The sequence below is a fragment of the Flavobacterium tyrosinilyticum genome (assembly GCF_023656565.1).
Taxonomy (GTDB): domain Bacteria; phylum Bacteroidota; class Bacteroidia; order Flavobacteriales; family Flavobacteriaceae; genus Flavobacterium; species Flavobacterium tyrosinilyticum.
This window is the reverse complement of sequence record NZ_JAMOKG010000002.1, coordinates 1173325-1199878: the sequence shown is the minus strand read 5'-3', so window position 1 is coordinate 1199878 and position 26554 is coordinate 1173325. Positions and strand designations below refer to the sequence as shown.

General features: G+C 34.6%; 24 protein-coding genes. 16 read left to right on the top strand and 8 right to left on the bottom strand.

Going from position 1 to position 26554, the window contains the following annotated elements; genetic code table 11:
- Positions 1 to 121 precede the first annotated feature (121 nt).
- The 6 genes from NCC77_RS12960 to NCC77_RS12935 form a co-directional block, all read right to left on the bottom strand.
- Positions 122 to 1141 (bottom strand): cytochrome-c peroxidase, encoded by a 1020-nt coding sequence (locus NCC77_RS12960; RefSeq protein WP_250835947.1) that lies wholly within the window; start codon positions 1139 to 1141, stop codon positions 122 to 124.
- Between the two features lie 359 nt (positions 1142 to 1500).
- Positions 1501 to 2367, bottom strand: coding sequence for an MbnP family protein (locus NCC77_RS12955; protein ID WP_250835946.1), 867 nt, complete (start codon positions 2365 to 2367; stop codon positions 1501 to 1503).
- Between the two features lie 235 nt (positions 2368 to 2602).
- Positions 2603 to 2971: a hypothetical protein gene (locus NCC77_RS12950; protein WP_250835945.1), complete on the bottom strand. Its 369-nt coding sequence runs from the start codon at positions 2969 to 2971 to the stop codon at positions 2603 to 2605.
- A 207-nt stretch (positions 2972 to 3178) separates the two neighbouring features.
- Positions 3179 to 5158, bottom strand: coding sequence for a TonB-dependent receptor plug domain-containing protein (locus NCC77_RS12945; protein WP_250835944.1), 1980 nt, complete (start codon positions 5156 to 5158; stop codon positions 3179 to 3181).
- A gap of 4 nt (positions 5159 to 5162) precedes the next feature.
- Entirely contained in the window at positions 5163 to 6086 is a 924-nt protein-coding gene (locus tag NCC77_RS12940; RefSeq protein ID WP_250835943.1) for a hypothetical protein, read from the bottom strand.
- A 292-nt stretch (positions 6087 to 6378) separates the two neighbouring features.
- On the bottom strand, positions 6379 to 6717 hold the full coding sequence (locus NCC77_RS12935) for a hypothetical protein (protein ID WP_250835942.1): 339 nt from the start codon (positions 6715 to 6717) through the stop codon (positions 6379 to 6381).
- Positions 6718 to 7289: 572 nt separating this feature from the next.
- Here NCC77_RS12935 and NCC77_RS12930 point away from each other — a divergent pair.
- The 13 genes from NCC77_RS12930 to NCC77_RS12870 all read left to right on the top strand — a co-directional run bounded on the left by NCC77_RS12930 (position 7290) and on the right by NCC77_RS12870 (position 18610).
- The gene (locus NCC77_RS12930; protein ID WP_095929151.1) at positions 7290 to 8105 is read left to right on the top strand and encodes an alpha/beta fold hydrolase; all 816 of its coding nucleotides are present in this window, start codon (positions 7290 to 7292) and stop codon (positions 8103 to 8105) included.
- 55 nt (positions 8106 to 8160) lie between these two features.
- The gene (locus tag NCC77_RS12925) at positions 8161 to 8478 is read left to right on the top strand and encodes a phosphoribosylpyrophosphate synthetase (protein ID WP_250835941.1); all 318 of its coding nucleotides are present in this window, start codon (positions 8161 to 8163) and stop codon (positions 8476 to 8478) included.
- Positions 8479 to 8560: 82 nt separating this feature from the next.
- Positions 8561 to 9193 carry a hydrolase gene (locus NCC77_RS12920; RefSeq protein WP_250835940.1) on the top strand — a complete coding sequence of 211 codons (633 nt, stop codon included), beginning with the start codon at positions 8561 to 8563 and terminating at the stop codon, positions 9191 to 9193.
- 104 nt (positions 9194 to 9297) lie between these two features.
- Positions 9298 to 10629, top strand: coding sequence for an alginate export family protein (locus tag NCC77_RS12915; protein ID WP_250835939.1), 1332 nt, complete (start codon positions 9298 to 9300; stop codon positions 10627 to 10629).
- A gap of 267 nt (positions 10630 to 10896) precedes the next feature.
- The gene (locus NCC77_RS12910) at positions 10897 to 11631 is read left to right on the top strand and encodes a M17 family peptidase N-terminal domain-containing protein (RefSeq protein WP_250835938.1); all 735 of its coding nucleotides are present in this window, start codon (positions 10897 to 10899) and stop codon (positions 11629 to 11631) included.
- Between the two features lie 7 nt (positions 11632 to 11638).
- Positions 11639 to 13525 carry an amidohydrolase gene (locus NCC77_RS12905; RefSeq protein WP_250835937.1) on the top strand — a complete coding sequence of 629 codons (1887 nt, stop codon included), beginning with the start codon at positions 11639 to 11641 and terminating at the stop codon, positions 13523 to 13525.
- An 11-nt stretch (positions 13526 to 13536) separates the two neighbouring features.
- A complete protein-coding gene (locus NCC77_RS12900; protein ID WP_250835936.1) occupies positions 13537 to 13971 on the top strand; it encodes a DoxX family protein in 435 nt (144 codons plus the stop codon).
- A 233-nt stretch (positions 13972 to 14204) separates the two neighbouring features.
- Positions 14205 to 14678: a Dps family protein gene (locus tag NCC77_RS12895; protein WP_250835935.1), complete on the top strand. Its 474-nt coding sequence runs from the start codon at positions 14205 to 14207 to the stop codon at positions 14676 to 14678.
- A 9-nt stretch (positions 14679 to 14687) separates the two neighbouring features.
- Positions 14688 to 15356, top strand: coding sequence for a YoaK family protein (locus NCC77_RS12890; protein WP_250835934.1), 669 nt, complete (start codon positions 14688 to 14690; stop codon positions 15354 to 15356).
- Positions 15357 to 15525: 169 nt separating this feature from the next.
- Positions 15526 to 16887: a sigma-54-dependent transcriptional regulator gene (locus NCC77_RS12885; RefSeq protein WP_250835933.1), complete on the top strand. Its 1362-nt coding sequence runs from the start codon at positions 15526 to 15528 to the stop codon at positions 16885 to 16887.
- 307 nt (positions 16888 to 17194) lie between these two features.
- Positions 17195 to 17485, top strand: coding sequence for a GNAT family N-acetyltransferase (locus NCC77_RS12880; protein WP_250835932.1), 291 nt, complete (start codon positions 17195 to 17197; stop codon positions 17483 to 17485).
- Positions 17486 to 17636: 151 nt separating this feature from the next.
- A complete protein-coding gene (locus tag NCC77_RS12875) occupies positions 17637 to 18257 on the top strand; it encodes an alpha/beta hydrolase (protein WP_250835931.1) in 621 nt (206 codons plus the stop codon).
- Positions 18257 to 18610 carry a cupin domain-containing protein gene (locus NCC77_RS12870; protein WP_250835930.1) on the top strand — a complete coding sequence of 118 codons (354 nt, stop codon included), beginning with the start codon at positions 18257 to 18259 and terminating at the stop codon, positions 18608 to 18610. The genes NCC77_RS12875 and NCC77_RS12870 overlap by 1 nt, the downstream gene beginning before the upstream one ends.
- Positions 18611 to 18857: 247 nt before the next feature.
- On the opposite strand, the gene NCC77_RS12865 is transcribed toward NCC77_RS12870, so the two are convergent.
- The gene (locus tag NCC77_RS12865; protein WP_250835929.1) at positions 18858 to 20429 is read right to left on the bottom strand and encodes a sigma-54 interaction domain-containing protein; all 1572 of its coding nucleotides are present in this window, start codon (positions 20427 to 20429) and stop codon (positions 18858 to 18860) included.
- A 316-nt stretch (positions 20430 to 20745) separates the two neighbouring features.
- Between NCC77_RS12865 and NCC77_RS12860 the strand changes: the two genes are divergently transcribed.
- From NCC77_RS12860 to NCC77_RS12850, 3 genes are all read left to right on the top strand, one after another.
- Entirely contained in the window at positions 20746 to 21684 is a 939-nt protein-coding gene (locus NCC77_RS12860) for a ring-cleaving dioxygenase (protein ID WP_095929140.1), read from the top strand.
- A 220-nt stretch (positions 21685 to 21904) separates the two neighbouring features.
- The gene (locus tag NCC77_RS12855; protein ID WP_250835928.1) at positions 21905 to 23059 is read left to right on the top strand and encodes a DUF4291 domain-containing protein; all 1155 of its coding nucleotides are present in this window, start codon (positions 21905 to 21907) and stop codon (positions 23057 to 23059) included.
- Positions 23060 to 23290: 231 nt separating this feature from the next.
- Positions 23291 to 25696: a tetratricopeptide repeat-containing sensor histidine kinase gene (locus NCC77_RS12850; RefSeq protein WP_250835927.1), complete on the top strand. Its 2406-nt coding sequence runs from the start codon at positions 23291 to 23293 to the stop codon at positions 25694 to 25696.
- A gap of 3 nt (positions 25697 to 25699) precedes the next feature.
- On the opposite strand, the gene NCC77_RS12845 is transcribed toward NCC77_RS12850, so the two are convergent.
- A complete protein-coding gene (locus NCC77_RS12845; RefSeq protein ID WP_250835926.1) occupies positions 25700 to 26482 on the bottom strand; it encodes a hypothetical protein in 783 nt (260 codons plus the stop codon).
- Positions 26483 to 26554 lie beyond the last annotated feature (72 nt).

The window sequence follows — 26554 nt, the reverse complement described above, 5'->3', positions numbered from 1 at the left end:
TTAATCTATCGAAATCAGATTTTAACACAGTTCGCAACGTATTATTTATCAACATATTATAAACATTTTCCTCTTTTTTAAAAAGAAATGTAAAACATCAGTAAAATCAATACTTTTCAAGCTAATTTCCTGTAAAATCTTTGTCGCTCAGGGTTTTCATAAATGCAAGAAGATTCTCTTTTTCTTGTTCTGTAAGCGGAATTCTATTGCCATTATTTTTAAAAATCGGATCTAAATTCTCTGCACTTAAGACTCCATTATCAAAATAATCTAAAACAGCTCTTAAGGTAGCAAACTGACCAAAACTTCCGTAAGGTGCTGTATATTCAACATTTCGCAAACTCGGAACTCTAAAACTCATAAAATCAGACGGAATTCCGGTAACTCTGCCTCGTCCTGCCTCATTAGAATCTGTGTTTAAAGGAAAACCGACATTTCTAAAACTCTGATCTGTAAACAATTCGGTACTATGACAGCTAGCGCATTTCTGCTGAAATGTGGCATAGCCTGCCACTTCGCTTTCTGTAAACGATTGCCCTTCTTTTCGTTTTACTTTATCGTATTTGCTGTTAGCAGAAATCAAGGTGTATTCGAACTGAGCAATACTTTTATAAATTCTATCAGGTGTAATCTCCTGATCTCCAAATGCTTTTTTGAACATCTCTTTATACGAAGCATCATCTTTAATTTTTCCAATTACTTCCAAAATCGAAGAATCCATTTCTTCGTGAGTTATAATAGGAACCAGAGGCTGAGTTTCTAATTGCAATCTGCTTCCATCCCAATTAAAGAATTTTAAAAACATTAAATTCTGAAGCGGTGGCGCATTTCTAAGTCCTACCCTCCCTTCAATTCCAATAGCTCGCGCATTATGATCTGCAAAAGCATTTGCTTGAATATGACAGCTCGAGCAAGAAATCGTATTGTCTTTACTAAATCTTTTGTCTGAGAAAAGCTTTTCGCCCAATTCTGCACCATATTTTGTGGGCTTATTCAAACTCACATAACTGTTTACCTCTGGAAAATCAGTCGGAATAGGCAATGAAAGCTCAGGATTATCAAAATAAGTCTCATCAGAATCACTACTGCTGCAAGAAGTGAAAAAGAGTACCATTAGGATAAAGCCAACTATTTTTTTCATTTTAATGATTTTTAAAATAGAACCGTCTTTATTAATTTCAGACGGCTCTGAAATATTTTTACAACATTTAGATTAAATTTAATCTGTATAAATCTGCTTTAATTCTTTTTAATCTGTGTGAAAAAATCTATTCGCAAAATATTTCACGCAGATTTTAAAAGATTTTAGCAGATTAAAGTTGATTTTAGCTTGATTAAAGTTTTCCAATAGCCCCTAGTTTTAATTAGGGGATTTTAGAAATGTAAATTAGCTAGGCTTTACCCAAACTAGCGTATTTAGGCTAAAGCCTTATTTGCGCAAATTTTATTTACCTCCATCTAAAGATGGAGGCAATTAATCTTCAAAACCTAAGAGTCAATTTAGTTTTCTACACTAGTAATAGAAAACATTCCTGTAATGTCGTTTGTTCCGTTTCCTCCTAAATTATCTACAAATTTTACCATTTGTGCTGCAGTATGAACATTTGGAGTTGCATTATCGCCCATTCCTGTTCCTGTAGACAACGTAATTGTATTGATTTTTCCGCTCAACAATTTGTCGAAATCAGCTTTAATTTTGATTTTCGGAGCATTTTTACCCACAGTTGCATTTGTAGTAAGGTTTAGTGTAATATCTCTGTATGCATTTACACCTTGTGTGTAAGCCCCTTCAGTACCCGCAACAGTACTTCCTGTATGAATAGATAGGGCTTTATTGTCTGTATCATAAAATCCTTCCACTTTTGTAAAACGATATCCTGTTCCCCACTCCCACATCATTGCCGTGTCGTTGGCACCAGCTGCTGCGTAAAACTTAGGAAATCTTGTTTGGTCTAGCGTATTTTGTTCTGTTTTAATTCCCAAACCAAATTTAATCTGCTTGTATGACGCAGAAGGCACATTGCTCAAAACATAGCTTAATGAAGCTGCTTTTGCCTGATCGATTACTGTTGCACCTTTGTCTAAATCATTTACGTTGTAAGGCACTTCACTTCCGTCATCTTTTATGAGACGAATATTACTAATCACATATTTTACTTCAGAAAAATGATGCACTTGTCCTACCGCTGAAGTATTTGTAGACGCAGATGCTGAAGTTGCATCTCCCAAAACAATGGTTTTATCTTTAAACGTATTGTTGAATTCCAACGTTACATTGTTTGCTGCTGGAGCATCATCATCGTTTGAACATGAAACAAATGCCAAAGCGGCCACTGATAATAAAAGGTATTTTTTAAAATTTTGCATTTTTATGATTTTAATTTTTGTATTGATTTTAAACCATTGAGCTAAATTATTCTAACACATAGAAACATAGTTTTCTAAACTTAAAAAAGGCGTTTCACTAATTTAAATTCACATAGCAAACTATGTGTTAGAAACTAGTTTCTTTCAATTTCCTTTACTAAAAAAGAAAAATCTATGTTTCTATGTGTTAAAGTTCAATTTAACGCAATGGCTATTTTATTAACCGAAAAGAAGATTATAAAATAGGCGGCGGTACAAAAATTTCAAGGCAAGGTTCTAGTCGATCCGATTCTTTGTAGATCGAAACTTTCTTGGGTGTTATAGTTTTTAATAGTGGAACCTGAAACTCAATAATTGTGTTTAAAGCAATATCGATCTTTTTGCTAATGCTTCTCAATTCCAAATCGGTATTTTTTTCCGATTCTTGAAGTTCTTTCTTCAAATGGCATTTACCATGACATTGCAGTTCTGGCTTGGCTTTGTTAACACAAAATTCTTTTTCTATAGCAACTTGATTCAGTTTAAAGTGCACCACGATAAGCGCCTGCTGGAAAGAAACCAGTAGGAACAGAATCGTCATTGTGATACTAAAAACTTTTTTCATTTTAATTATAATTATCCTTTTTATACACTTTTTTGTCATCCTGACAAACGTTGTCGTAGAACTATGTGTTAGAAACTAGTTTCTTTCTTTTTCTATTTTCTATTCTCTATTTTCTATTCTCTATTTTCTTTTTTCTTTTTTCTTTTTTCTTTTCAACATTAAAAAAACTATGTTTCTATGTGTTTCAATTTAATTTTAGTTAACGTATTAGAAATTCAATTTTAAAGAAGTGAAAATATTACGTCCCATTCTCGGGATATTTCCCCAATCGGCATAAGTACTGTAATACGCATTTAATACGTTCTCTGCACCAATTTGTATCCTGCTTTGCACCTTATTAATTTTAAAAGAATAATCGGCAGAAATATTCCAAATAGCATAAGACGCTGTCTGATCTTCTCCATATTCTGGACTGTAATTAATCTGTTCAAAATCACCATTTACAGAAGTCTGGATTCCAAAACTTTTATACATATAATGAATAGAAGTCAAATAGCTTAACGGACGTATAAAAGGCAGATTTCCTCCTTTATTATCCATTCCGCGTGCATAGGTAAGTGTTCCTTTCCAATGCAAATGCTCTAAAATATCGTAACCCACATTGGCAGACATATTTAAAAGCGTTGCATAATCTAATGACGTATACCCTTTTACTCCAACCGATTGATAATTCATCGGACTTCCCATGCTCAGGATTTTACCAATAATATAGTTCTTAATATAGAAATAGTTGACTTTTCCTTGAATGCTTAATCTTTCAATTTTAAAACCTGCGCTTGCATTTCCTTCATACGAAATTTCATTTTTTAGATTAGGATCTCCGATGTAATCATAACGGTCAAAACTATTATAGATATAATAGCCGTAACCCTCAGAAACAGAAGGTGCTCTATGGCCATAACCCGTTCCGACAGAAAAATTAAACTGATCAATATTTAAGTTATAGGCCGCATTTAGACTTGGCAGAAATCTCGTTTTTTCCTGAGGCGCTCCTGGATGAAAAATCCAATTAAATTCTACATATTTGGAATAATTGTAATTGACTCCCAAAGAACCTCCCAAATGCACTTGACTTTTTTCAGAAATATCCCAAGAATTATTCATAGAAAGTCCTGCATACCGAGTCGTAACCCAAGGCCAGCTGTAAGCAAACATCGTTCTTTCGCTACGATCTTGCGGATACATACGCATTTCTGCAATAGACAAATTATCATAAGCATTCAGCTGAATTTCAGAAGAGTAATCATTCTTTTTCAAATTCGCTTTCGAAACCAATCCGTATGTTGTGCTCCAACCCGGCATATCCATGTGAACTAAATTTTCTGGTCGTGTAGTATCGTCCATATAATGCTCAATGGCATTAAAATATACTTTCGTATCCACCACTCTAACCAAACCTTCTTCGAACAATTGCTTGTAAGAAGCCGAAGTAATTAGCGCTCGCGAAAGCCACAAATCCATTGGCAAAGCAGGATAACCTACATCTTTTGCCACATCAAAAATTGCGTCTAATCTAACCGATGATAAATCGCTGGTTTTATAAGCCAAACCCAACGAAGTATTGAATTTATTGTATTGAGAATGCTTTACTTCGTTGTTGTTTCCGTCGTAATAATTATCGGCCGTACGGTACGAAATGCTTCCATCGGCCACAAATTTTGTACCTGAATAAGCAATATTTCCTAAATTGAAAAACTGCTTGTTATTAAATTCAAATCCCGTTTGATACGCTCCATTCCATTTCTTTTGAAGTCCAAATGGTGTGCTTTTTCTTTTTAAATCAATACTTCCCGCAACAGTTGCTCCATGCAAGCTTCCCTCCTGACCCGATTTAATGTCTACTGCCGCCAAATTATTACTTTCAACATAAGACGTAATTGGATCCATTTTATCGGTGCACGCGCCAAAAACATGCATTCCGTCAATGGTAACCGTAGAACGTTCTGTACTCATGTTGTTTAATAAAGGTTCCCAAGCGTAAGCTCCACGTTTTATAAAACTAATATTATCAGATGAAGACAAAAATTCATCAACAGAAACAGCCATTTTCATCTCGGTTTCTATTTTCTTTTTCGTCGCGTTTTTTACCGTTACTTCTTCTAAGTTTTTTATGCTATCGTGATGTGCATGCTGATTTTGAGCTGTAACTGAAAAACCCAAGAAAAGCAGCATTATAATATATTTCATGTTTTTAAAATAAAGTATCAATATAAAGTTCACTTTTCGCGCCTTCTACTCCTGGCGTATGATCGGTTGGAACTATAGTTCCTTTTACGATTAAACCGTTTTGGTTCATCATAATTAAGTTTAAAGTCCAGTTTCCTGTCATCGTATAATTAACAACACCGTGATACAAACCATCATTTTCTTGTATCAAATCCTTATTATTTGGCGAAGAATGATTTCCCATAGAAGGTTCTGGCATTCTAGGATCTAATTTTAAAGTGTATCCCACAACTTTAGAATAAGAAAACTGTGACGGATCTGGAAAAGTTCCTGCAGGAGTTGTTGGCTTATTGTATTTGTAAACACCAGCAGCCAAAGCGTTTTCTGAAACTGTAGGCTTTTGAGGCGAAATCAAGGCAATTACATATTGCTCGCCATCATTTCCTGCAAAAGCAGTCATATTGAGGTTTTTATTGTTTTGTTTTTCAACACTAACATCTTTATTGATCTCATACTTTTGGTTATCAGCGGTAAAACTGATGTACAATTTCCAGCTTGCTGTTGTAGTGCTTTCTCCCGTAAAAACAGCATAACCGTTGTAGTATTTATTAGTAGAATCATATAACACATTATACTCATGCGGGCAAGAACTTTTACTTCCGTCAGCGTTACTTATTATGGGTAAAAAAGTTACTGCAGCTGTCGTCAATTCTTGGTTGTTTTGAGTATTGATAATTTTAAAATGAAGCTCATTATATCCTTTATAAAAAGTTCCGTTTAAAGCCTCTATACTAATCTTATAGTTACCGCTTGTAAGAGATGTGGCTTCTTTAAATTCTAGATTTTCAGGAACTTCAGAACCTATTTCAGCTTCGTAATCTGTTTTATCAATTGTACAGGAAGTAACCGCAAACAATAGTGCGATTATCCAAAAATTAAAAGATTTCATTTGATGATGTTATAAAAAACGTTTAAAATATAGCACCCTGCCATAAATTTTTGAATACCAAAAAAAGAGCCAAAATGCTGTGAGTGAGCCAAAAAAAAGGCGACGTAAATAAAAATGGAAGAGTTTTCCTTTTCAATTACAAAGAAGATCAAAATCAGTTTTAGAATAATAAATTATATAATCCTAGCCTAAACTTAGAATTTTTAATCCCTGCAAGTGAACCAAACCATTCAATTTCAGAATTGGAATTTGGAATTTAAAAATATTGGAATTTAAAACTAAATGTTGATCTCTAAACTGTGTAGAGAGGAGGATGAAAAGTAAGATTAGAAGCACCGATTGGTTTCTTCTCAAACAAAATTGAAGTGTTATTTTTTGATTCCATCACCGGAATTGCGCCAAAAGTGATTTCAGCAGTATTTTGAACATAAACAAGCTCTAATTTGTCCTTTAGGCTGTCTTGCATTTTTCGTTCATTATCAGAATATTTTTTAATGCTTTTTTGAAGTTCGCATCGACCGTTACAACTGTTAAAAGCTTGTTTACGCTGAACGCAAATCGTTTTAGCAATTTCTTTCTGATTGATTTTAAAAGAAGCATAAATAAACAAGCTGCCAAAAGATGGCGACATAAGTAAAATAGAAAGTGCTATGATGATTAACCTTTTCAAGTGCTTGTTCAAATAGTTTGGTCGCAAAAGTACATACTATTTTGTATTTATTTTAACTAATTCTGATTTTTTATTTAATAAAAGACAGATCCATTTTTATTTACAAAAAAGGGAATATTCATAAAATAACGAAATATCGTAAATAAAAAAACGCCGATTTTTAAACAATCCCCTTAAAATAAAGGTACTGCGAATAAGGCACGTTAATTGGCAATAGTTATGGCATTCTACTAAATCACTTAAAAATGCTACACATTATGAGGCCAAAATTACAGCCATTCTCAGGTCAAGATCCAGATTTTTGTAGAAAAGAAAAAGCAAATTTCTCTAGGAAAGATTCTGATAAGCTAAATTTTTTAACATCATTTTTCACTTCTTAATCTAGGTTAATCGATGCAGATGCTTTTCCGTAATAAGTTTGCATCAGAAACATCACAACATTGAACATCTATTAAGCCATTTGTTAAAAAATCAAACATAATTATCAATTATTCAAATATTTCAAAATAAAATTAATCCTAAAATCAAAAATCATGAGCACATTTACAGTAAAAGACGGAACACAAATTTATTACAAAGACTGGGGAACAGGACAACCAATTGTTTTTCACCACGGATGGCCTTTATCAAGTGACGATTGGGATGCACAAATGATGTTTTTTCTTCAAAAAGGCTACAGAGTTATTGCACACGACAGACGCGGACATGGTCGTTCTAGTCAAGCCTCTGAAGGAAACAACATGGAAACTTACGCATCTGATATCGCTGAATTAACTGAAGCTTTAGACTTAAAAGATGCTATACATGTTGGACACTCAACAGGTGGTGGTGAAGTAATTCGTTACGCTGCAAAATACGGAAAAGGTCGTGTTGCAAAAGCGGTAATCATAAGCGCAGTTACGCCAATAATGATTCAAAACGAATCTAATCCAGAAGGAGTTCCATTGTCTGTTTTTGACGAAATCAGAAAAGGAACAGGATTCAACAGAGCACAATATTTCTACGACTTCCCTATTCCTTTCTACGGATGGAACCGCGAAGGGCAAACTGTTCAAGAAGGCATCAAAGCAAATTGGTGGCGTCAAGGAATGATGGGTTCTGTATTGTCTCACTACGAAGGAATTAAAGCATTCTCTGAATCTGATTTTACAGAAGATTTAAAAAGTTTAGATATTCCAGTTTTAGTATTGCACGGAGAAGATGACCAAATCGTTCCTTATGGTCAAGCACCAAGAGCAGCAAAATTGTTGAAAAACGGGAAATTAATTTCTTATCCTGGATTTCCTCATGGTATGCCTACAACAGAGGCAGAAACGATCAACAACGATATTTTAGATTTCATCAAATAATCCATAACCACTGCCTGTAAAGGTTTATTTACAGGTAGTTTAATCTTCTCAAATTATGAGTTTTTTTCAACAACCCTCTTTTGATACGGTTACAGAAGCTTTGCAATGGTTGGGTACACAAGGTTTTACAGAAAACTTTAATCTGGATTCTAACTGTATTCGCTACAATAACAATACGCAGAGCATGTCGCCAGAAGAATTCAAAATCGAATATTTATTCCGTTTTGAAGGAGATACCGATCCAGGAGATGAAGATATTGTCTACGGGATTAAATCTGAAATCTACAATATCAAAGGTGTTTTAACCAGCGCTTTTGGAATTTATGCCGATTCAATTTCTTCCGAAATGATTAAGAAATTGTCTACACACTAATCTTAAAAAAAAACACGAAATATCGCTAATGATTACTCTATTTCATTAGCCTAACCAATTAAAAATCTTAAAAATAAATAGTATGAAACCATCAGTTAACTTATTATCACCAGATAATCACGCATTAGTATTAATCGATTTTGAAGGACAAATGGCCTTCGCAACGCACAATATTCCAGTAAGCGAATTACGCACGAATGTGGCAATTGTTGCTGGAGCATCGAAAATTTTTAACGTAGCAACAGTTGTCACTACAGTTGCAGAAGAAAGCTTTTCTGGACCTGTTTTTCCTGAAGTAGAAGAATTTTACCCTATTGCTACTTCTGGGTACATTGACAGAACTACCATGAATACTTGGGAAGACGAAAATGCTTATAAAGCTATCGTAGCAAAAAACAAAAAGAAAATTGTGCTTGCTGGACTGTGGACAGGCGTTTGCATTGTAGGTCCTGCATTGTCTGCAATTGAAGAAGGTTACGAAGTGTACATTATTACAGACGCTTGTGGTGATGTTACTGCCGAAGCTCACGAGCGTGCTGTACAAAGAATGATTCAAGCTGGAGCGATTCCGGTAACTTCTATTCAATATTTATTAGAACTTCAAAGAGATTGGGCACGCGAAGGAACTTACGGTCCTGTTACTTCTTTAATGAAAAAATATGGTGGTTCTTACGGAATTGGTATTCACTACGCACACAATATGTTGAAACACTAATCGGACTAATTCATTTTATTATAAATCTCTTACGCTTCATTATGTTGGAATCATCAAAATCCATATTATCAAAAATCCTTTTCCTCTGTATTGTTTCTTTTCTTTTGATAGGAAACACGGCATCGGCTCAAAGTTTTAAGCTGCTCCGTTACGATGAAAATTATGAATTCTTAAAAGATTCAAATAGAAACTTTTACGAACGACTAAAGTTCATTCCCTTAAATCAAGATAAAGACGTTTACATGTCAATTGGTGGCGAAGCCAGATATGAATATGTTGATTTCAACAATGAAGACTGGGGACGATTCAATATTGGGCACAACAATTTCTTACTGCAGCGTTACGATCTTCATGCCGATGTGCATTTAGGAAAACGCGTTAGAATATTTGCCCAATTGAGAAGCGCCCTAGAAGATGGCCGTGTAAATGGCGCTCGCGGTATAGACGAAGATCAGCTGAATGTGCAGAATCTTTTTGTAGATGTGAATGTATGGCAGCAAAAAGACAAAAAAATAACCGTACGCGCTGGAAGACAAGAGTTGGACTATGGTTCTGGAAGGCTAATTTCTGTTAGAGAAGGTCCAAATACGAGACTTTATTTTACAGGAGGAAAATTGATGTACACTTCGTCAAGAGTTTCAATCGACGCTTTTGCCATGATGGCTGACACGGTTCATAACGGTGTTTTTGATAATAAAATGTCCAAACAGCTTAATCTTTGGGGAGCCTATTCTAAAATAATTTTTCCAAAAGCAGGAAATCTTGATCTGTATTATCTCGGATTCAGAAGAGATGAATCTGTTTTTGAAGAAGGAATTGCTCCTGAAAGAAGGCATACAATCGGTTCAAGATTATGGAAATACGGTGGCGGTTTTATTTACAACCTTGAAGCAGCATATCAATTCGGAACTTTTGGTTCTGGAAAAATCAATGCCTGGACTGGCTCTGTAGATATTGGGTATATGTTTGAAAACGTAAAATTTAAACCCACCATAAATCTAAGAAACGATTATATCTCAGGAGATAAAAACCAAGGCAACGGAAATCTTCAAACATTTAATCCGCTGTATCCAAAAGGAGGATATTTTGGTTTTAGTCCGCAAGTTGGACCAGTAAACCTTATCGATATTCATCCGTATGCTACGATGGATTTATTGCCACAGCTAAAGATGCAGATCGATGTGGTTTTAAACTGGAGATTTTCAACACAAGACGGAGTTTATAGGCCAAGCGGAATTCTAAATCTTCGCGGAAGCGATTCTGACGAAAGATATATCGGAACTGCCTATCTCGCTAATTTTACCTATAGCGTAAACAAATATATTTCGGTTGTCAGTGGTATCCAGTATTTTAAAACTGGCGCTTTTATCGATGACATGATTCCGAACTCAAAAGACGGAGTTTTCTTTAATGCCCGTCTTGGATTCAAATTTTAATCAAATACATAAATTAATTTTTAACACATAGAAACATAGTTTTTGAGGCGTGAAAAGGCGTTTCACTTGCAATACTACACATAGAAGATGTACTGGCGCTATTTGAATTACAAACTTTGTCAAAGTTTTAAACTTTGACAAAGTTCTCACAAATCGTTAAAGTAGCTATGTGTTAGAAACTAGTTTCTTTCTCTACTCTTTTTCAAAGTAAAGAAAATCTATGTTTCTATGTGTTTAAAAAATTTTAACAACACTAAACCCTTAACAATGAAAACAAACACTTCAAAATATAGTTTTAGATTTTCCCATCTAATACTTCTAATCACAGCATTTGCAGGCTCTCTTAGCAACAATGCTTTTGCACAAACAGCTTCAATCGGTTCTACGGTAACTTGGGGGAAAGTAGACGGAATTGCAGTAAACGGATTGGTTCAAGGACCATCTGCAGCAGAAGCTGACTTGCAAGTTGCCTGCGTTTTTGAATATACAGAAGGTGATATTTTTAACCCTCCTGCCCTTCCTGCCAACTTAAACGGAATGGTGCATTTAGACGATGCGTTAAAAGGCATTATTACAGAACTACGCAAAAGTGGCAGATTTACTGGTCATTCTCTTGAAACTTTATTGATTACACCTCCAAAAGGAACTTTAGCATCCAAACAATTACTATTAATCGGATTGGGAGACCGCAATAAATTCACTCCAGATTTAATGATTAGTGTTGGAAGCACTGCCATGCGTGAAGCTTTACGTTTAGGGGTTTCAAACTATTCTTTTGCAAGTGATATTAAAGATGCAGGAATCGATTCACCAACTGCTCTGGTAGCCGAAAATGTGGTTTTAGGTTCGTTTGAAGCATATAGAACTCAATCTTATTTAAAAGAAAAAAAGTTAACAGATTATAAGCCTCTAACCAAAGTTATCTTGCTTGCTGGCCCAGCTTTTTATACCGTTGCCGGAGAAGGAATAAAAGAAGCAATTACCAAATTGAACGCTAAATAATCGAACTATGAAAGCAGATTTAATTTTATTCAACGGCAAAATTCATAGTTTCAACGCTGAAACTCCAAACGTTACAGCTGTTGCCATTAAAGACGGAAAATTTATTGCAGTAGGAAATGACAGCGACATAATGGATTTTGCATCTAAAGAAACCAAAATAATTGATCTTCAGAATAAAAGAGTTGTTCCTGGAATCAACGATTCACACATTCACCTTATTCGAGGTGGATTAAATTATAATCTTGAACTACGTTGGGATGGCGTTCCTTCGTTGGCAGATGCGCTTCGAATGCTGAAAGAGCAAGTAGATCGCACTCCAAATCCGCAATGGGTTCGTGTTGTTGGCGGTTGGTCTGAATTTCAGTTTGCCGAACGCAGAATGCCAACTTTAGAAGAAATCAATGCTATTGCACCCGATACTCCTGTTTTTATTCTGCATTTGTACGACAGAGCCATTATGAACAGAGCAGCGTTGAGAGCCGTTGGTTACAACAAAAATACGCCTGCGCCTCCGGGAGGACATATCGAACGTGACTCCAACGGAGAACCGACAGGGCTTATTATTGCGACTCCAAATGCGATGATTTTGTATTCGACTTTGGCAAAAGGCCCAACACTTTCTTACGAGCATCAGATTAATTCGACGCGTCATTTTATGAAAGAATTGAACCGTTTCGGAATCACAAGTGTTATTGATGCTGGAGGCGGATTTCAGAACTTTCCAGATGATTATAAAGTGGTTAATGAGTTGAACGAAAAGAAACAATTGACCGTAAGAATTGCCTACAATCTTTTCACCCAAAAACCAAAACACGAATTTGAGGATTTCTCCGATTGGATTGATACTGTAAAATTATATCAAGGAAATGATATGTACCGTCATAACGGAGCTGGTGAAATGTTGGTCTTTTCTGCTGCCGATTTTGAAGATTTCCTTCAGCCAAGACCAGATCTTCCTGAAAACATGGAAGCTGAATTAGAAAAAGTAGTTCGCCTTTTGGTAGAAAATCGTTGGCCATTTAGACTTCATGCGACTTATAACGAAAGCATTACAAGGTTTTTGAATGTTTTTGAAAAGATCAATCAAGATGTTCCTTTCAACGGACTTCCGTGGATTTTTGATCACGCTGAAACGATTGACGAAAGAAACATCGAACGTGTAAAAGCTTTGGGAGGCGGTATTGCAGTTCAAAGCAGAATGGCGTATCAGGGGGAATATTTCACCGATCGTTACGGAGCAAAAGCTGCCGAAAACACGCCGCCAATCAAAAAGATGATTGAAATGGAAGTTCCTGTTGGTGCAGGTTCAGACGCTACACGCGTAAGCAGTTACAATCCGTGGGTTTCTATGTATTGGATGACCGTTGGAAAAACTATTGGCGGATTGCAATTATACAATGAAACCAGATTGAACAGACAAACTGCTTTAGAATTGTACACCAGAGGAAGCGCTTGGTTTTCGCAGGAACAAACTAAAAAAGGAGATATTAAAGTGGGAATGTTTGCCGATTTAGTGGTTTTAGATCGAGATTATTTTACCATTGACGACGAAGACATCAAAAAAATCGAAGCCGACCTAACGATTGTCGATGGAAAAATTGTGTATGCTAATGGAGATTTTTCTTCATTCTCACCACCTCACATTCCGATTTTGCCAGATTGGTCACCAACCAATATTTACAACGGATATCCTGCAAGAAGCAGTTTCCAGAGTGCAATTGAAAAAAACGCAAAAGCAGATGCAAAACCAAAATTGACTTCGCAGATTCACAGCTGTAGCGGAAGTTGCGATGTTCATTTGCACAATCATGATGCTGCGAGAATGAGCAATGTTCCAGTAAACAATTATAACGCATTCTGGGGCGCTTTGGGCTGTTCTTGTTTTGCTTTCTAAATTTTAAAAATATGATCGAAATTATAAAACAAATATTGAATTCCGATTTAGGAAATTCATTCAACAACGCAGCGCTTTTAGCATTTAGAGTACTGCTGGCGATTGAGCTTTTCAGAGTACACGGAATGAAGAAATTCAGAGTTGAAAACGGTCAGAAAGAACAAGTTCCAAATCCGTTGCATTTGCCCGAAAAATTAAACGGTTTAGTTGCAACATTTTCAGATACTGTAATTCCGTTTTTTATTATTCTTGGACTTGGAACACGTCTTGCCGTTCTCCCAACAATTGGTGTAACTGCCATTGGGTATTTTGTAGTTCATAGAAATGATTCGCTAGAAGTGCGTGACGTTCCGTACATGTACACATTATCACTATTACTGCTTCTTGCCCTAGGCGCAGGAACGTATTCACTTGACAATTATTTATTATCATTACTAAACAATTAATTTTTAACACATAGAAACATAGCTTTTTTGAAGCGAGTAAAAGGCGTTTCACTTGCATTAATACACATAGCTTTTTCAACTTTCTCAAAGTTTTAAACTTTGACTAACGCAAAGAACTATGTGCTAGAAGTTTCTTTCTCTATTCTTTTCAAAAAACAGGAAAAATCTATGTTTCTATGTGTTTAATTTAATTACCCTTAACATAAATATTATTTATTAAACCTAATTTAAAAATGAAAACAAACATCGGAATTAAACAAGAAAACATCTCAAAAATTGTTGATGTATTAACTAAAATTCTTGCAGACGAATTCGTACTTTATACCAAAACAAAAAGAGCGCATTGGAACGTTGAAGGCCCAGATTTTTACAACAAACACCTTTTCTTTGAACAGCAATACGACGCCATTGACGAAATTGTAGACACGGTTGCAGAAAGAATTAGATCTTTAGGCCACTATACTCCAGCGACTTTAAAAGATTTTCTAGCGCTGACGCATTTAACAGAAGAATTAAAAGAGAAAAACGATAGTAATGGTTTTATCAAAGAATTGCTTTTAGATCACGAAAGCATTATTATTTATCTTCGAGAAAACATTAACCCTATTGCCAATGAATTGCAAGATGCTGGAACAAGCGATTTTATTACAGGTCTTGTAGAAAATCATGAAAAAATGGCATGGATGCTTCGTGCACATTTAAACTAAAAACAAATTATGGAAATTCAACAAAAAAATATTTGGTACGTAACCCTGCTTCTCACCATAATAGCAGGGTATTGCGATACCGTAACTTTTGTCGCAGCCGATTCGATATTTTCGGCGCACGTAACAGGTAACTTTATCGTTTTTGCCTATCAGATTGTAAAAGGTTCAGACCTTCATGCTTGGGTAAAACTGCTTACTTTTCCTGTTTTCATTATTGCGGTAATTACAGGAGGAAGAATTGCGCTAAAGGCAACCAATCGCTACACCATTTTATTTTGGGAAGGCATAATATTGGTTTTAAGTGGTATTGCATCTTATGTTTTTGGCTATTTGCAAAACTTCGAACAATGGACCATGTATACGGTTGCTATGACAACAGTTTTTGCAATGGGACTTCAGAATGCTTTTGGAAAACTTTACGCTAAAGAAACCTATGGACCAACCACTATGATGACAGGAAATGTGACTCAAGCTTCTCTTGATTTAGGAAGCTTATTAAAAAATGGGCTTAAAGATGCAGAAGTTCTTTTAAGTTTTAAAAAACAGTTTATTACCTTAATCGGATTTCTTGTTGGATGTTTTCTAGGAGCAGTTGCAGGAAAGTTTTTCGGATTAGGAACTCTAATTCTACCCGGAGCAGCCATGATTATTTGCTATTTATACCACCGAAAAAGCTAGTCAAATCTACATTTTCAGATTGCAGATTTCTGATAATATAGTATCTTTAAAAAATGATTTTAGTTCCCTTTTCTCAAAAGGGAATTCTAAAATCGGTCCAAAAGAAATTTCTAAAAAACTCCAAATTCTTGGCTATTCCTGAAAATTCTGAAATTATACAAACAATGTAATGAAGGAGAAACTACTAATTGTTGAAGATGATTTTATAGTTGCAAATGATTTAAAAATCATGCTGCATAAAGCGGGTTATCAAGTTGTTGGCATTGCTGCCTCTGTAGCTCAGGCTCGAAAATTAATCGAAGAAAAAAGCCCTGACTGGATTCTGCTTGATATCATTTTAAAAGGCCAATTGACTGGAATTGATCTCGCTTGGGAACTTCGCCAAAAAAATCTGCCTTTTCTCTATATTTCAGCAAATACCAATCAAAGTACACTTGAAGCTGTAAAAGCTACACATCCGTACGGTTTTATGGTAAAGCCTTTTAGAGAAAAAGATCTTATTGTAATGCTGGATATAGCCAGATATCGATTTAATCAGGAAAAAGAAGATTTGGCCGTAACGCAAGTAAATCCGGAAACTGAAGAAATTCAAGGAATTATTGGTCAGAGTCCTCTCCTAAAAGAAGCCATTGAAAAAATAAAAATTGTAGCTCCAACTGAAACTTCTGTTTTAATTTTAGGCGAAAGCGGTACAGGAAAAGAAAGAGCAGCAAACGCCATACACGAACTTTCGGCACATAACTCACATCCGATTGTAGTGGTAAACTGCGCCGCTTTACCTCAATCTCTAATAGAATCTGAGCTTTTTGGACATGAAAAAGGTGCTTTTACAGGAGCTAATGCCTTAAGAATCGGTAAATTTGAACAAGCCAATAACGGAACTATTTTTCTAGATGAAATTGGAGAATTACCTCTTGACTCTCAAGTTAAATTATTACGAGTTCTGCAAGAAAAAGAAATTCAGCGTCTTGGAGGCAATAAAACAATTAAAATTAATGTTCGTATTGTCGCGGCTACCAATAAAATTCTCGAAAAAGAAGTTGCAGAAGGACGTTTTAGATTGGACTTATATTACAGACTAAATGTGTTTCCGATACAATTGCCTTCTTTAAGAGAACGAAAAGAAGATATTGAAATGCTTGCTACTTATTTTCTGAAAAAATATGCATCAATTTCGAGAAGAAATGTAAACAGTATAAGCGCAAAAGCCTTAGGACAATTAAAAAATTACAACTGGCCAGGAAATATACGCGAATTAGAACATTTGATTGAAAGAAATGTACTTCTCGCCAAAACAAACGAAATCGAAAAATTTGATTTATCTTCCATTGCCTCTATCGTCTCTTTAGAAATCGGTACAGACAAAATAAAGTCGATGGAAGAAATGGAAAAAGAACATATTATGAATGCACTTCAAATGTGCAATGGCAAAGTTTCGGGTGTCGGCGGCGCTGCCGAACTTTTAAAACTGCAACCGCAGACTTTGTATTCAAAAATGAAAAAATTAGGTATAAAACAAGGATATAATTAAAATTATTTAACCGCAGATTTAACCGTAGATTTAACCGCAAAGCTCGCTAAGGTTTACGCAAAGTTCGCCAAGTTTTAATTAAAGATTATTGAAAAATTAAAAGTTTGCAAAAGCTTTGTGTAGACAAAGTTTTATCCGCACGAACCTTTGCGAACTCAATATTTAGATCTAGCTTAAGTTCTTTAAAAAAATCTTAGCGAACTCTGCGTAATTTTTTTGCGCAATCAAAAAGTTAAAAACTTCGCGAACTTTGCGTAACCCTTGCGTCTTTGCGGTTAAATTTCGCAAGCTATAAAAAGCAAAATATATGGAAACAATAAAATTAGAATTAGACGAGAAAAAACATGGAGCTTTCAACCTTTATGTAGACGATAAAAAACTAGGAGAAATGACTGTAAGCATCAAACCAGATTTGCTGACGGTTTACCACACAGGAGTTGAGCCAGAAGCAGAAGGAAAAGGCTATGCTAAGAAACTTTTAGAAGAAATGGTCTCTTATGTACGTGCCAATAACCTGAAAGTTTTACCGCTTTGTCCTTACATTCACGCGCAATTTAAAAGACATCCAGACGAATACGAAGATATTTGGAAGAAATAATTCTTGATAAAGCGGAGTAAATCTGATGACCGATTTTTCTCTCGCAGATTTAGCAGATAATGCAGATTCTTTAAAATCAAAATCTGCTAAAATCTCTTTAAATCTGCGTGAAACATTAATTCGCTGTTCTAATAATTTAAAACAAAAAACTATGAATACAGATATTTTAACAGATGGTATTCCTTTAAATGAAGCTAAAAAAGCCCTGATTCTAATTCACGGACGCGGTGCTAGCGCTCATGATATTCTTTCGATTGCAAAACATCTTAAGGTAGATGACTTTGCATTGGTTGCGCCTCAAGCAGAAAATAGAACTTGGTATCCGTATTCGTTTCTAGCTCCTTTGAACGAAAACGAGCCATCCTTTTCAAATTCATTAGAAGCCATACATAAAGTTGTGGTAGCTATACAGCAAAACGGAATCGAAAAAGAGAATATTTATTTCTTAGGGTTTTCTCAAGGTGCTTGTCTTGCTTTAGAATTCACTACAAGAAATGCAGCAAAATATGGCGGAATTGTCGCTTTCACGGGCGGATTAATTGGAGATCAAGTTTATGAAAATCATTATTCAGGAAACTTCGAAAATACACCTGTTTTTATCGGAACAAGCGATCCCGATTTTCACGTTCCTGTAGAAAGAGTCAATGAGACCGAAGCGCTTATGGAAAAAATGGGAGCAGATGTTACAAAAAAAATCTACCCAAATATGGGACATACGATCAGTCAAGACGAAATAAATTGTGCCAACGCATTAATTTTCAATAAAAAATAATGATTACGATAACTCGCGTTTACAGCGATACCAATGGAGAAAGTCATTTTGAAGACTTTGAAGTTCCGTTGAAAAACAAAGGCGATATCGGATTTTTATCTGATGATGAACCTGTGAAATCTATCGTTTTTAGAGAAGTTAGTCCTTCTTACGATTACGATTTTCACAATGCTCCAGATCGACAATACATTGTTTTGCTGGAAGGAGGCGTAGAAATTGAAACTTCATTAGGAGAAAAAAGAACATTCAATACGGGTTCTATTTTATTGGTAGAAGATACGACAGGAAAGGGTCACAAAACCAAAAATATGGAACCTAAACTGAGAAAATCTATTTTTATAAAGTTGGTTTAAATAGTTTCAGGTTTAAAGTATCAAGTATCAAGTTCTGTCGAACTTTGTCAAAGTTTAAAACTTTGACAAAGTTGATACTGTTTTTTTAAACACATAGAAACATATTTTTTTGATCGTGAAAAAGACTTAAAAAAGAAACTAGTTTCTAACACATAGCGCTATGTGTATTCATGCAAGTGAAACGCCTTTTGCACAAGCTAAAATCTATGCTTCTATGTGTTAAAACACTTTACACTTTCAAAAAAAATTAATCCAAAAAATGTTCTTTTTTAATTCCTAGCTTCTTCATTCTAGAAGTCAATGTTGTAGAGGGCAAACCGAGTAAAACAGCTGCGCCCTGCGGCCCCGAAATTCGTCCGTTGCATTTTTTTATGACTTTTAGAATGTGCTCCTTCTCTACTTCTTGAAGCGTTTTGGTATAAAATTCATTGACTAAAGTATCTGGGCTAGCCATTACAATTTCAGGAAAAATCATTTCTTTGATCTTTTCATCTTTGGCAAACAAGATGCTTCTTTCTACCATATTTTCTAGCTCACGTACATTTCCAGGCCATGCGTTAGTCATCATACTGTTGAGTACTTTTTTAGAAAACCGTTTTACATTTCTTCCCATTTTTGTGGCATGCTTTTCCAAGAAAAAATGTCCCAAAACCGGAATATCTTCTTTACGGTCGCGTAAAGCAGGAAGCTTGATCGGATAAACATTCAATCGAAAATATAAATCACTTCTAAAACGCTCGCCATAAACTTCTTTTTCAAGTATTTTATTGGTTGCGGCAATCACTCTCGCATTCACTTTTATGCTTTTGTTTCCGCCAACCCGTTCAATTTCCTTTTCTTGCAAAACACGAAGCAGCTTACCTTGCAATTCTAATGGCAGCTCTCCTATTTCGTCTAAAAAAATCGTACTGTTTTCGGCTTGCTCAAACTTACCAATTCTTTGTTCGGTTGCTCCTGTAAAAGCGCCTTTCTCATGACCGAATAATTCACTTTCGATTAAGTTTTCGGGAATTGAAGCGCAATTTACCTTAATCATTTTTTGGTTGGAAACTTCAGATAAATTATGAATTGCACTAGCTACAAGTTCTTTTCCGGTTCCTGTTTCTCCCAAAATTAAAACCGTAGAATTTGAAGAGGCCACTTGAGCAATCAATTCACAAACGTCTTTCATAGCATCGCTAGTTCCTATAATTCCATGAAAACCTTCCTTTTTCTGAATGTTTTTTTCTTTCTTTCCTAAAATATGCTGCTTCAATATTTGCAACTCAGCAAGCGTATCTTCATTTTGCTGCGTCAGCATAATGTTTCTCACTGTAATAGAAAGCTGCATCACAATTCCTTTCAAAACGCGATTCGATTCTCTGCTGAAAGTTTTAGCATTTTTAAAAAAAAGAAAAAGCACATTTCGATTTCCTTCTATATGAGGAAGCCCAACTCCAAACGCATTTTTAGAGCCTTTTTTATAAATGCTCTTAATGTAATCTGGATGCTTTGAGTTTGATAAATCGAAAGAAACTATATCAGCAGAATTAAGGCAATCATCAAAAAAGCCATCATTTATAGCATAACTTTTTGAATCTACATATTGATCTGTTGAATGAAAAATAAAATAATCTCCTTTGCTTTCATCAGAAGAAGCCAAAATAAAATCATCAAATTGGAAGTTATCTTTTAATATTCCGTTCACAACGGATTCTAGTTCCTTTTTGTTTAAAGCCCGAGAAAGTGCTGTACAAATAGATATAATAAGCATTTGTTCCTTTTCTCTTTCCTGCAATCGGTTTATTGCGATCGCAGCTTTATCTATAGGCTTTTCCATAAACGGTATTTATTGTGGTATTTTGGCGGTGATAGCGTAAAAATAAGGAATAGCATTTAGTAAACAAGTATAGATTTTCTAAATATGCCATTTTCAAATCATAAAATTACGATATATCGTAGGTTCTAAAATCTGGCACTTCTCCCAAAGCCTTGTTTTCAAAGCCTTTATTAAATCGGAATGTTATTTGGTTTGCTTTTGATGTTTTCAAAAAACAGTGCGTTTTTATTTCTTAATCTAGGTTAATCGATGCAGAAGCATAACCGCCGTAAATTTGTAAAAGAAAAATCAATAACAATTTAATATAAAAAATACCATGGAAAATAAAATTTTAGGCTTACACCATATTACTGCAATTGCAGGTGACGCTAAACGCAATTTTGACTTTTATTCAAAAATTTTAGGATTAAGATTCATTAAAAAAACTGTGAACTTTGACGATCCAGGAACGTATCACTTTTACTTTGGTGACGAAGTAGGAAGCGCAGGAACTATCTTAACCTTTTTCCCTTGGGGAGCAGGAATTCAGCAAGGAAGAAAAGGTTCTGGAATGGCAACTGAAATTGGATATTCTGTTCCTAAAGGAAGTCTTGATTTCTGGCAAAAACGTTTCGAAAAATACAACGTAATTTACAATAAACCAGCTGAAAAGTTTGGAGAAAAATATTTGACTTTCTTAGATCCAGACGGATTAAAATTGGAATTAATCGAATCTAAAACAGATGACAACAGAAAAGCTTGGGAAACTGACGAAGTAAAAGCAGATGTAGCTACAAAAGGTTTTCATAACATTACTTTGACTTTAAATAATGTTAAACCTACTGCGGCTATCTTAACTGATATATTTGGTTATAAATTGATTGACCAAGATGTAAACCGTTACCGTTATGCTACAGATGCTGTAGAAAATGCTGCAATTGTTGACTTGGTAGAACTACCGGAAGAAAAACGCGGTTTAAATGCAAACGGAACTGTTCACCACGTGGCTTTCCGAGTACCAAACGATGAAATTTTAATGAAATTCAGAGAAAAAATCGAAGACTACGGATTGCAGATTACTCCGCAAATTGACAGACAATATTTCCACTCTCTATATTTCAGAGAACCAGGCGGAGTTTTGTTCGAAATCGCTACTGACAATCCTGGATTTACAGTAGACGAAAGCTTAGAAGAATTAGGTCAAAACTTAAAACTTCCAGCTCAATACGAATCTCAAAGAGCTGCAATCGAAGAGCATTTGGTTAAAATTAATTAATTTAAAAATAAAACTAGGGTTAATCCCGAAACACACAACTATATTTTGAAAAAGCTGTCCTGAATGGGATGGCTTTTTTTGTTTGTTATATTGAAGGGGTTTATATCTTTTTATAGGAAAACATTTTATATTTGGGTAATCTAAAAAATGAGTTGGATTAGGATTACCTGCCCAATATAAAAAATGAACCTAACATGCATTTGTATTAATCGCAATAAAAATGAACCTAAAAACAATTCAACATCACAGATATGAAAAGGGACTTCCACAAGAAGGAAATTTTATACTCGGACAAAAAACTGGCTCCAATATTTTTGTCTATCAGGCATTCAATGATAGCATTGCAGATTATGCCATAAAAAATCAAAAATTCGGAGGAACAGATTACAGCTTCGAAAGAATGACGTGGATAAAACCCAATTTTTTGTGGATGATGTACAGAAGTGATTGGGCAGAAAAAGACAGCAACCAAAGTCGAATTTTGGCCATTGAGATGACTTTTGAAGGTTTCGAAGAACTTCTCGCTAATGGTGTTTTGACAAGCTACGACGAATCATATGGAGATGAATCAACATGGCGAGAAAATCTAAATAATAGCGATGTAAGAATTCAATGGGATCCAGACCACAATTTTAAAGGAGAAAAGCTAAAACGTAGAGCCGTTCAAATCGGAATTAAAAATGAGGCGTTACAAAAGTTCAACAACGAGTTCATAAAATCAATCCAAGATATTACTGCTTTTGTTAAAGAACAAAAAGCGAAAATTGATAGCGGAGACGAATGGTTTTACGTAATGAATGAATCCATAATTGAAGTCAACAACGCTTTAAAAAAGAAATTTTCAATTCCTGAAGCATTTCGCTCACCATTTGTAGAAGGAATAATTTCAGAATTTAACCATAAAAAGGCAATCAACCAAGCAGATTTTGAGAAATTGCTAATTTACAGTGACCAACCTGAAAGAAATGAATTTGTTGGTTATGTTAAAAATTACAAAAACACCGAACTATCAAGATATCTATTAAAAACCGCTATTGCTTACAGAAGAGATGATGAACTAGGAGAATTTGATTGTATGTGTGAAGACCTTTTAACGTTTAGTTACTTTGCTAGTAAAAATAAAGAGGTAATTGATCTTCACTTAATTTTAGAAGCTAAAATGGTTGACTTTGATACTTGGTGTGGATTTGATGGTGAAATGATTTTTTATCCATTAGGTCTTCAACCAACAAAAGAGTACATCGCAACGAATAAAGACTTTTTAGTGGAAAATATTGAAGGCTTTGCGCCCCAAACAGCCGATTATTTTATTGAATCATTTGATGAAGAATATGTGTATAATCAAATTCATAGTAGAGCGTTTTGGTATTTTTGATCAAAAAACATGTAACAAAAAAGCCATGTAAAAATTACAATTTAAAAAGAGATAAGTGCATTCGCTCAAAAAGTATATGAAATGATTAAAAAAAAGCTGCCTACATTCTAGGCAGCTTTTTTTATAATCGTTTCATCACATAATTCTTCGTCGGAGCAATAAATTATCAATAAAAATGTTTTTTAAACACTTTTAAATCCCTTAGTTTTACTCCTCCAAACAATCCTAAACATGAAAAAAGTAATTTTCTTACTTTTACTAACTTTCTTTACCACAACCACTTTTAGCCAAAATGAATCCAATAAACTTAAGCTTCAGAAAGATAGATTGATGCTACACAATGTCGCTATTTATCTTCGGAACGTTAATCAAGGTTCGATAGATATTGACAGCGCGATGATTTTGGCTAGCAAAGCACACAAACTTCCGTACACGCTTGCCAATGATGAAGGTTTTAATGACGGATCTAACTTTCCCGGAAATAATTTAATTACCAATAATTACGCTCGTGGAGCAGAATTGCTATTGCCAAGATTAAATACAATCGATCAAATTAGACTGTCCTTGCAAATTGGGAGCTTTTACCTTTTTAAAGCTGGCGCAAAAAAAGAGGATCTAAAAAATGCGCTTTTGTATATTAATAAAGCCCAAAAACTGGCAGAAAAAACCAAAATTCAAAAGTGGTATTTTCAATCCAAATATCTTCTTGCCAAATATTATTACCAAGCAGACAAACCACAACTGAGCAGCACCATTTTTTCGCAACTGGTTAATGCCGCAAGAAAAACACAAGACGAACAAATATTAGCAGAAGCTATTGACAATCAAGGTACGTTTATGCCCGATAGCAACAAAGAAAAAGCAGTTATTTTGGCTGAGGCTTTGGCTATTTATAAAAAATTAGGCAACAAGGAAAAAGAAATTGAGACCTATATGAAAATAATTCCAGTTCATTTTTGGACTGGTAAAATGAAACTGGCCAAACAAGAACTCCTTACAAGTCTTAATCTTCAGAAAAAATTTGGTTTTCTATACACACAATATACTGAAACGACTATTTCGTATATTGAATTATTTCACAACAATTTTAAAGATGCGCTTTATTATGCTTTAAGAAGCGTTAGCTCGATGGAGAAAACTAAAGATTATGCTTTTGCAGATAGCTTTTACATACGCCTAGGCAACATTTATAACAGCACGGGCTATTATGAAGATGCTATTAAATTTTATCAGAAAGGAATTGAGTACAACCAAAGAGAACTTAATGCGGGGACTTGGTACAAAAGTTTTTTTGGTTCTTTACGAGCATTAATGGATAATTCTAAATACTCAGAAGCGTTAAAATATTTGGAAAGCAACTCTAAAAAATACCCTCCAAAAAATGATTTGGATAATATGATCCTAAATCAGCTTAAAGCTTGCTGCTATGACCAATTGGGAAGGTTGAAAGAAGCCGAAGCCTGTTATGAAAAAGTTGATTTTTTTGCTAAAAAATTAAATTCAGCAGAAACAGTCAAAGATGTTGCGACTTGTACTTCTATTATGGCGCTGTTTTATGTCAAAATTCATAAACCTCAAAAAGCAGAAGAAATTACCAATCGTATTCTTGCTCTTCCTCGTGGCACAGAAGGATTTAGCCGTCATGTTTTGGAACTTACTTTATTTAAAATTGATTCCTTAAACGGAAATTATCTTTCTGCGATTGAGCACATGAAAAGCTATACTCGAATTCAAGATTCGATGGATAACATGCGTAAAAACCTTGATTATGAAAATTTGAAATTCAAGTTTGAAACAAGTGCCAAAATACAAAATATAAAATCTTTAAAACAGCAGACCGATCTTCAGAAACGTGAATTGCATTCTTCCAAACTTTTAAATATAATCTCTATAAGCAGTTTATTTTTATTGCTGATTATCATCATTTTATTGTACAACAGAGCCAAAATAAAACAGCGCAGTACGAGCCGCCTTCAATTAAAAGAAAAAGAAATTAAGCTTAAAAATGTAAAATTGGAGCGTTTGGTTGAAGAAAAAGAATGGCTTCTCAAAGAAATTCATCATAGGGTAAAAAATAATCTTCAAACCATCATTAGTCTGCTTAATTCTCAATCTTCTTATTTAAAAGATGATTTGGCGATTTCTACGATAAAAAACAGCCAAAACAGAATTTATGCGATGTCATTGATTCATCAAAAACTGTATAAGGAAGACAATGTCTCTATGATTGATATGCCCGATTACTGCAATGAATTGGTTGAGTATCTAAAAGAGTCTTTCAATGCAGAATACATTCATTTTGAAGTGAAAATTGATGCGATCGAATTGGATATTTCGCAAGCCATTGCATTGGGTTTAATTATCAACGAAGTAATTACCAATTCGATAAAATATGCTTTTAAGGATACGCAAAATTGCATTATTAGGCTTTCCTTATCTGGGATTTCAGAAAACTGCTATAAGCTGTTTATTTCTGATAATGGAATTGGTATACAAGATATCGTAGAGTTGCAAAATAGCAATTCGTTCGGAATGACACTTATAAACGGTTTAAGCAATACGCTTGAAGGAGATTTAGCGATTAAAAATGAAAATGGACTTAGCTTTGAGTTAGTATTCAAAAAGGAATTTAGATAAAAACTACTCTTCGGCGCCCATTAATTCTATTTTAGCCATAATTAATGCCAGATTATTTTCTAAAGTAATCTGGCCATCGCGCCATTCTTTTTTATTAGATCCTCTTGAAATTCTAAAAATGAAATCGCCTGTAAAAATGTAGCCAGAAGTTTCTCTTAAACCTGTTTTGGTCATTCTTTTCTGCGCTTCTCTTAAATCGATTTTTATTTCATTTTCATTTTTAAAGACGATGGTATCCAAACCATCAAGGCCTTTTCTAAATTCATGTCCGCGATATTGAATCAGTTTGATTAAAGCATTCATAAACAGCAAAGCACGATTCAGGTTTTCTTTAGAAACATTTAAATCTAAAATCTCTAATTTATCTGGCTGAATATCTTGATTTAAAGTTTTGTCTTCCCAATATTGCTTGGTTGCCGTAATAATCTCAAACGGATTTTCTAGCTTATCGCTAATGGTCAACGGAGCATCGACATCGTTTTTGATGCTTTGAGCCAAATCAAGCAAAGGTGTTGATTTTGAAGGAACTCGAAGTTGCATTTCGTACGTCTTTTTTAAAATGGCAATTTCATTATTTCCTTTAAAATCCAATGAAAGTTGAGGAACATTTTTTCTCTTATATGCGGGTCCAATCCAATGTCTGCTTTTAGGAAGCGGAATATTCATTTTTTCGCAAGCATTTTTAATTCCCATACTAGAAACTTCATAATGTTTTGCAATCTGCGGAATTGGAAATTTCCAAACCAAGCTATAAAGTTCTGATCGGGTAAAAGTAATTTTGTCCATACATCAGATAAAATCAATTCAAAAGAAAATTCACCATCTCTATAATTTCTTATAGCAATGGTGAATTAAGAA

What these genes read in the sequence shown, in the direction of transcription:
- NCC77_RS12960 (WP_250835947.1), bottom strand. Translation starts at nt 1,141, where the DNA reads ATGAAAAAAATAGTTGGCTTTATCCTAATGGTACTCTTTTTCACTTCT.
- NCC77_RS12955 (WP_250835946.1), bottom strand. Translation starts at nt 2,367, where the DNA reads ATGCAAAATTTTAAAAAATACCTTTTATTATCAGTGGCCGCTTTGGCA.
- NCC77_RS12950 (WP_250835945.1), bottom strand. Translation starts at nt 2,971, where the DNA reads ATGAAAAAAGTTTTTAGTATCACAATGACGATTCTGTTCCTACTGGTT.
- NCC77_RS12945 (WP_250835944.1), bottom strand. Translation starts at nt 5,158, where the DNA reads ATGAAATATATTATAATGCTGCTTTTCTTGGGTTTTTCAGTTACAGCT.
- NCC77_RS12940 (WP_250835943.1), bottom strand. Translation starts at nt 6,086, where the DNA reads ATGAAATCTTTTAATTTTTGGATAATCGCACTATTGTTTGCGGTTACT.
- NCC77_RS12935 (WP_250835942.1), bottom strand. Translation starts at nt 6,717, where the DNA reads ATGTCGCCATCTTTTGGCAGCTTGTTTATTTATGCTTCTTTTAAAATC.
- NCC77_RS12930 (WP_095929151.1), top strand. Translation starts at nt 7,290, where the DNA reads ATGAGCACATTTACAGTAAAAGACGGAACACAAATTTATTACAAAGAC.
- NCC77_RS12925 (WP_250835941.1), top strand. Translation starts at nt 8,161, where the DNA reads ATGAGTTTTTTTCAACAACCCTCTTTTGATACGGTTACAGAAGCTTTG.
- NCC77_RS12920 (WP_250835940.1), top strand. Translation starts at nt 8,561, where the DNA reads ATGAAACCATCAGTTAACTTATTATCACCAGATAATCACGCATTAGTA.
- NCC77_RS12910 (WP_250835938.1), top strand. Translation starts at nt 10,897, where the DNA reads ATGAAAACAAACACTTCAAAATATAGTTTTAGATTTTCCCATCTAATA.
- NCC77_RS12905 (WP_250835937.1), top strand. Translation starts at nt 11,639, where the DNA reads ATGAAAGCAGATTTAATTTTATTCAACGGCAAAATTCATAGTTTCAAC.
- NCC77_RS12900 (WP_250835936.1), top strand. Translation starts at nt 13,537, where the DNA reads ATGATCGAAATTATAAAACAAATATTGAATTCCGATTTAGGAAATTCA.
- NCC77_RS12895 (WP_250835935.1), top strand. Translation starts at nt 14,205, where the DNA reads ATGAAAACAAACATCGGAATTAAACAAGAAAACATCTCAAAAATTGTT.
- NCC77_RS12890 (WP_250835934.1), top strand. Translation starts at nt 14,688, where the DNA reads ATGGAAATTCAACAAAAAAATATTTGGTACGTAACCCTGCTTCTCACC.
- NCC77_RS12885 (WP_250835933.1), top strand. Translation starts at nt 15,526, where the DNA reads ATGAAGGAGAAACTACTAATTGTTGAAGATGATTTTATAGTTGCAAAT.
- NCC77_RS12880 (WP_250835932.1), top strand. Translation starts at nt 17,195, where the DNA reads ATGGAAACAATAAAATTAGAATTAGACGAGAAAAAACATGGAGCTTTC.
- NCC77_RS12875 (WP_250835931.1), top strand. Translation starts at nt 17,637, where the DNA reads ATGAATACAGATATTTTAACAGATGGTATTCCTTTAAATGAAGCTAAA.
- NCC77_RS12870 (WP_250835930.1), top strand. Translation starts at nt 18,257, where the DNA reads ATGATTACGATAACTCGCGTTTACAGCGATACCAATGGAGAAAGTCAT.
- NCC77_RS12865 (WP_250835929.1), bottom strand. Translation starts at nt 20,429, where the DNA reads ATGGAAAAGCCTATAGATAAAGCTGCGATCGCAATAAACCGATTGCAG.
- NCC77_RS12860 (WP_095929140.1), top strand. Translation starts at nt 20,746, where the DNA reads ATGGAAAATAAAATTTTAGGCTTACACCATATTACTGCAATTGCAGGT.
- NCC77_RS12855 (WP_250835928.1), top strand. Translation starts at nt 21,905, where the DNA reads ATGAACCTAAAAACAATTCAACATCACAGATATGAAAAGGGACTTCCA.
- NCC77_RS12850 (WP_250835927.1), top strand. Translation starts at nt 23,291, where the DNA reads ATGAAAAAAGTAATTTTCTTACTTTTACTAACTTTCTTTACCACAACC.
- NCC77_RS12845 (WP_250835926.1), bottom strand. Translation starts at nt 26,482, where the DNA reads ATGGACAAAATTACTTTTACCCGATCAGAACTTTATAGCTTGGTTTGG.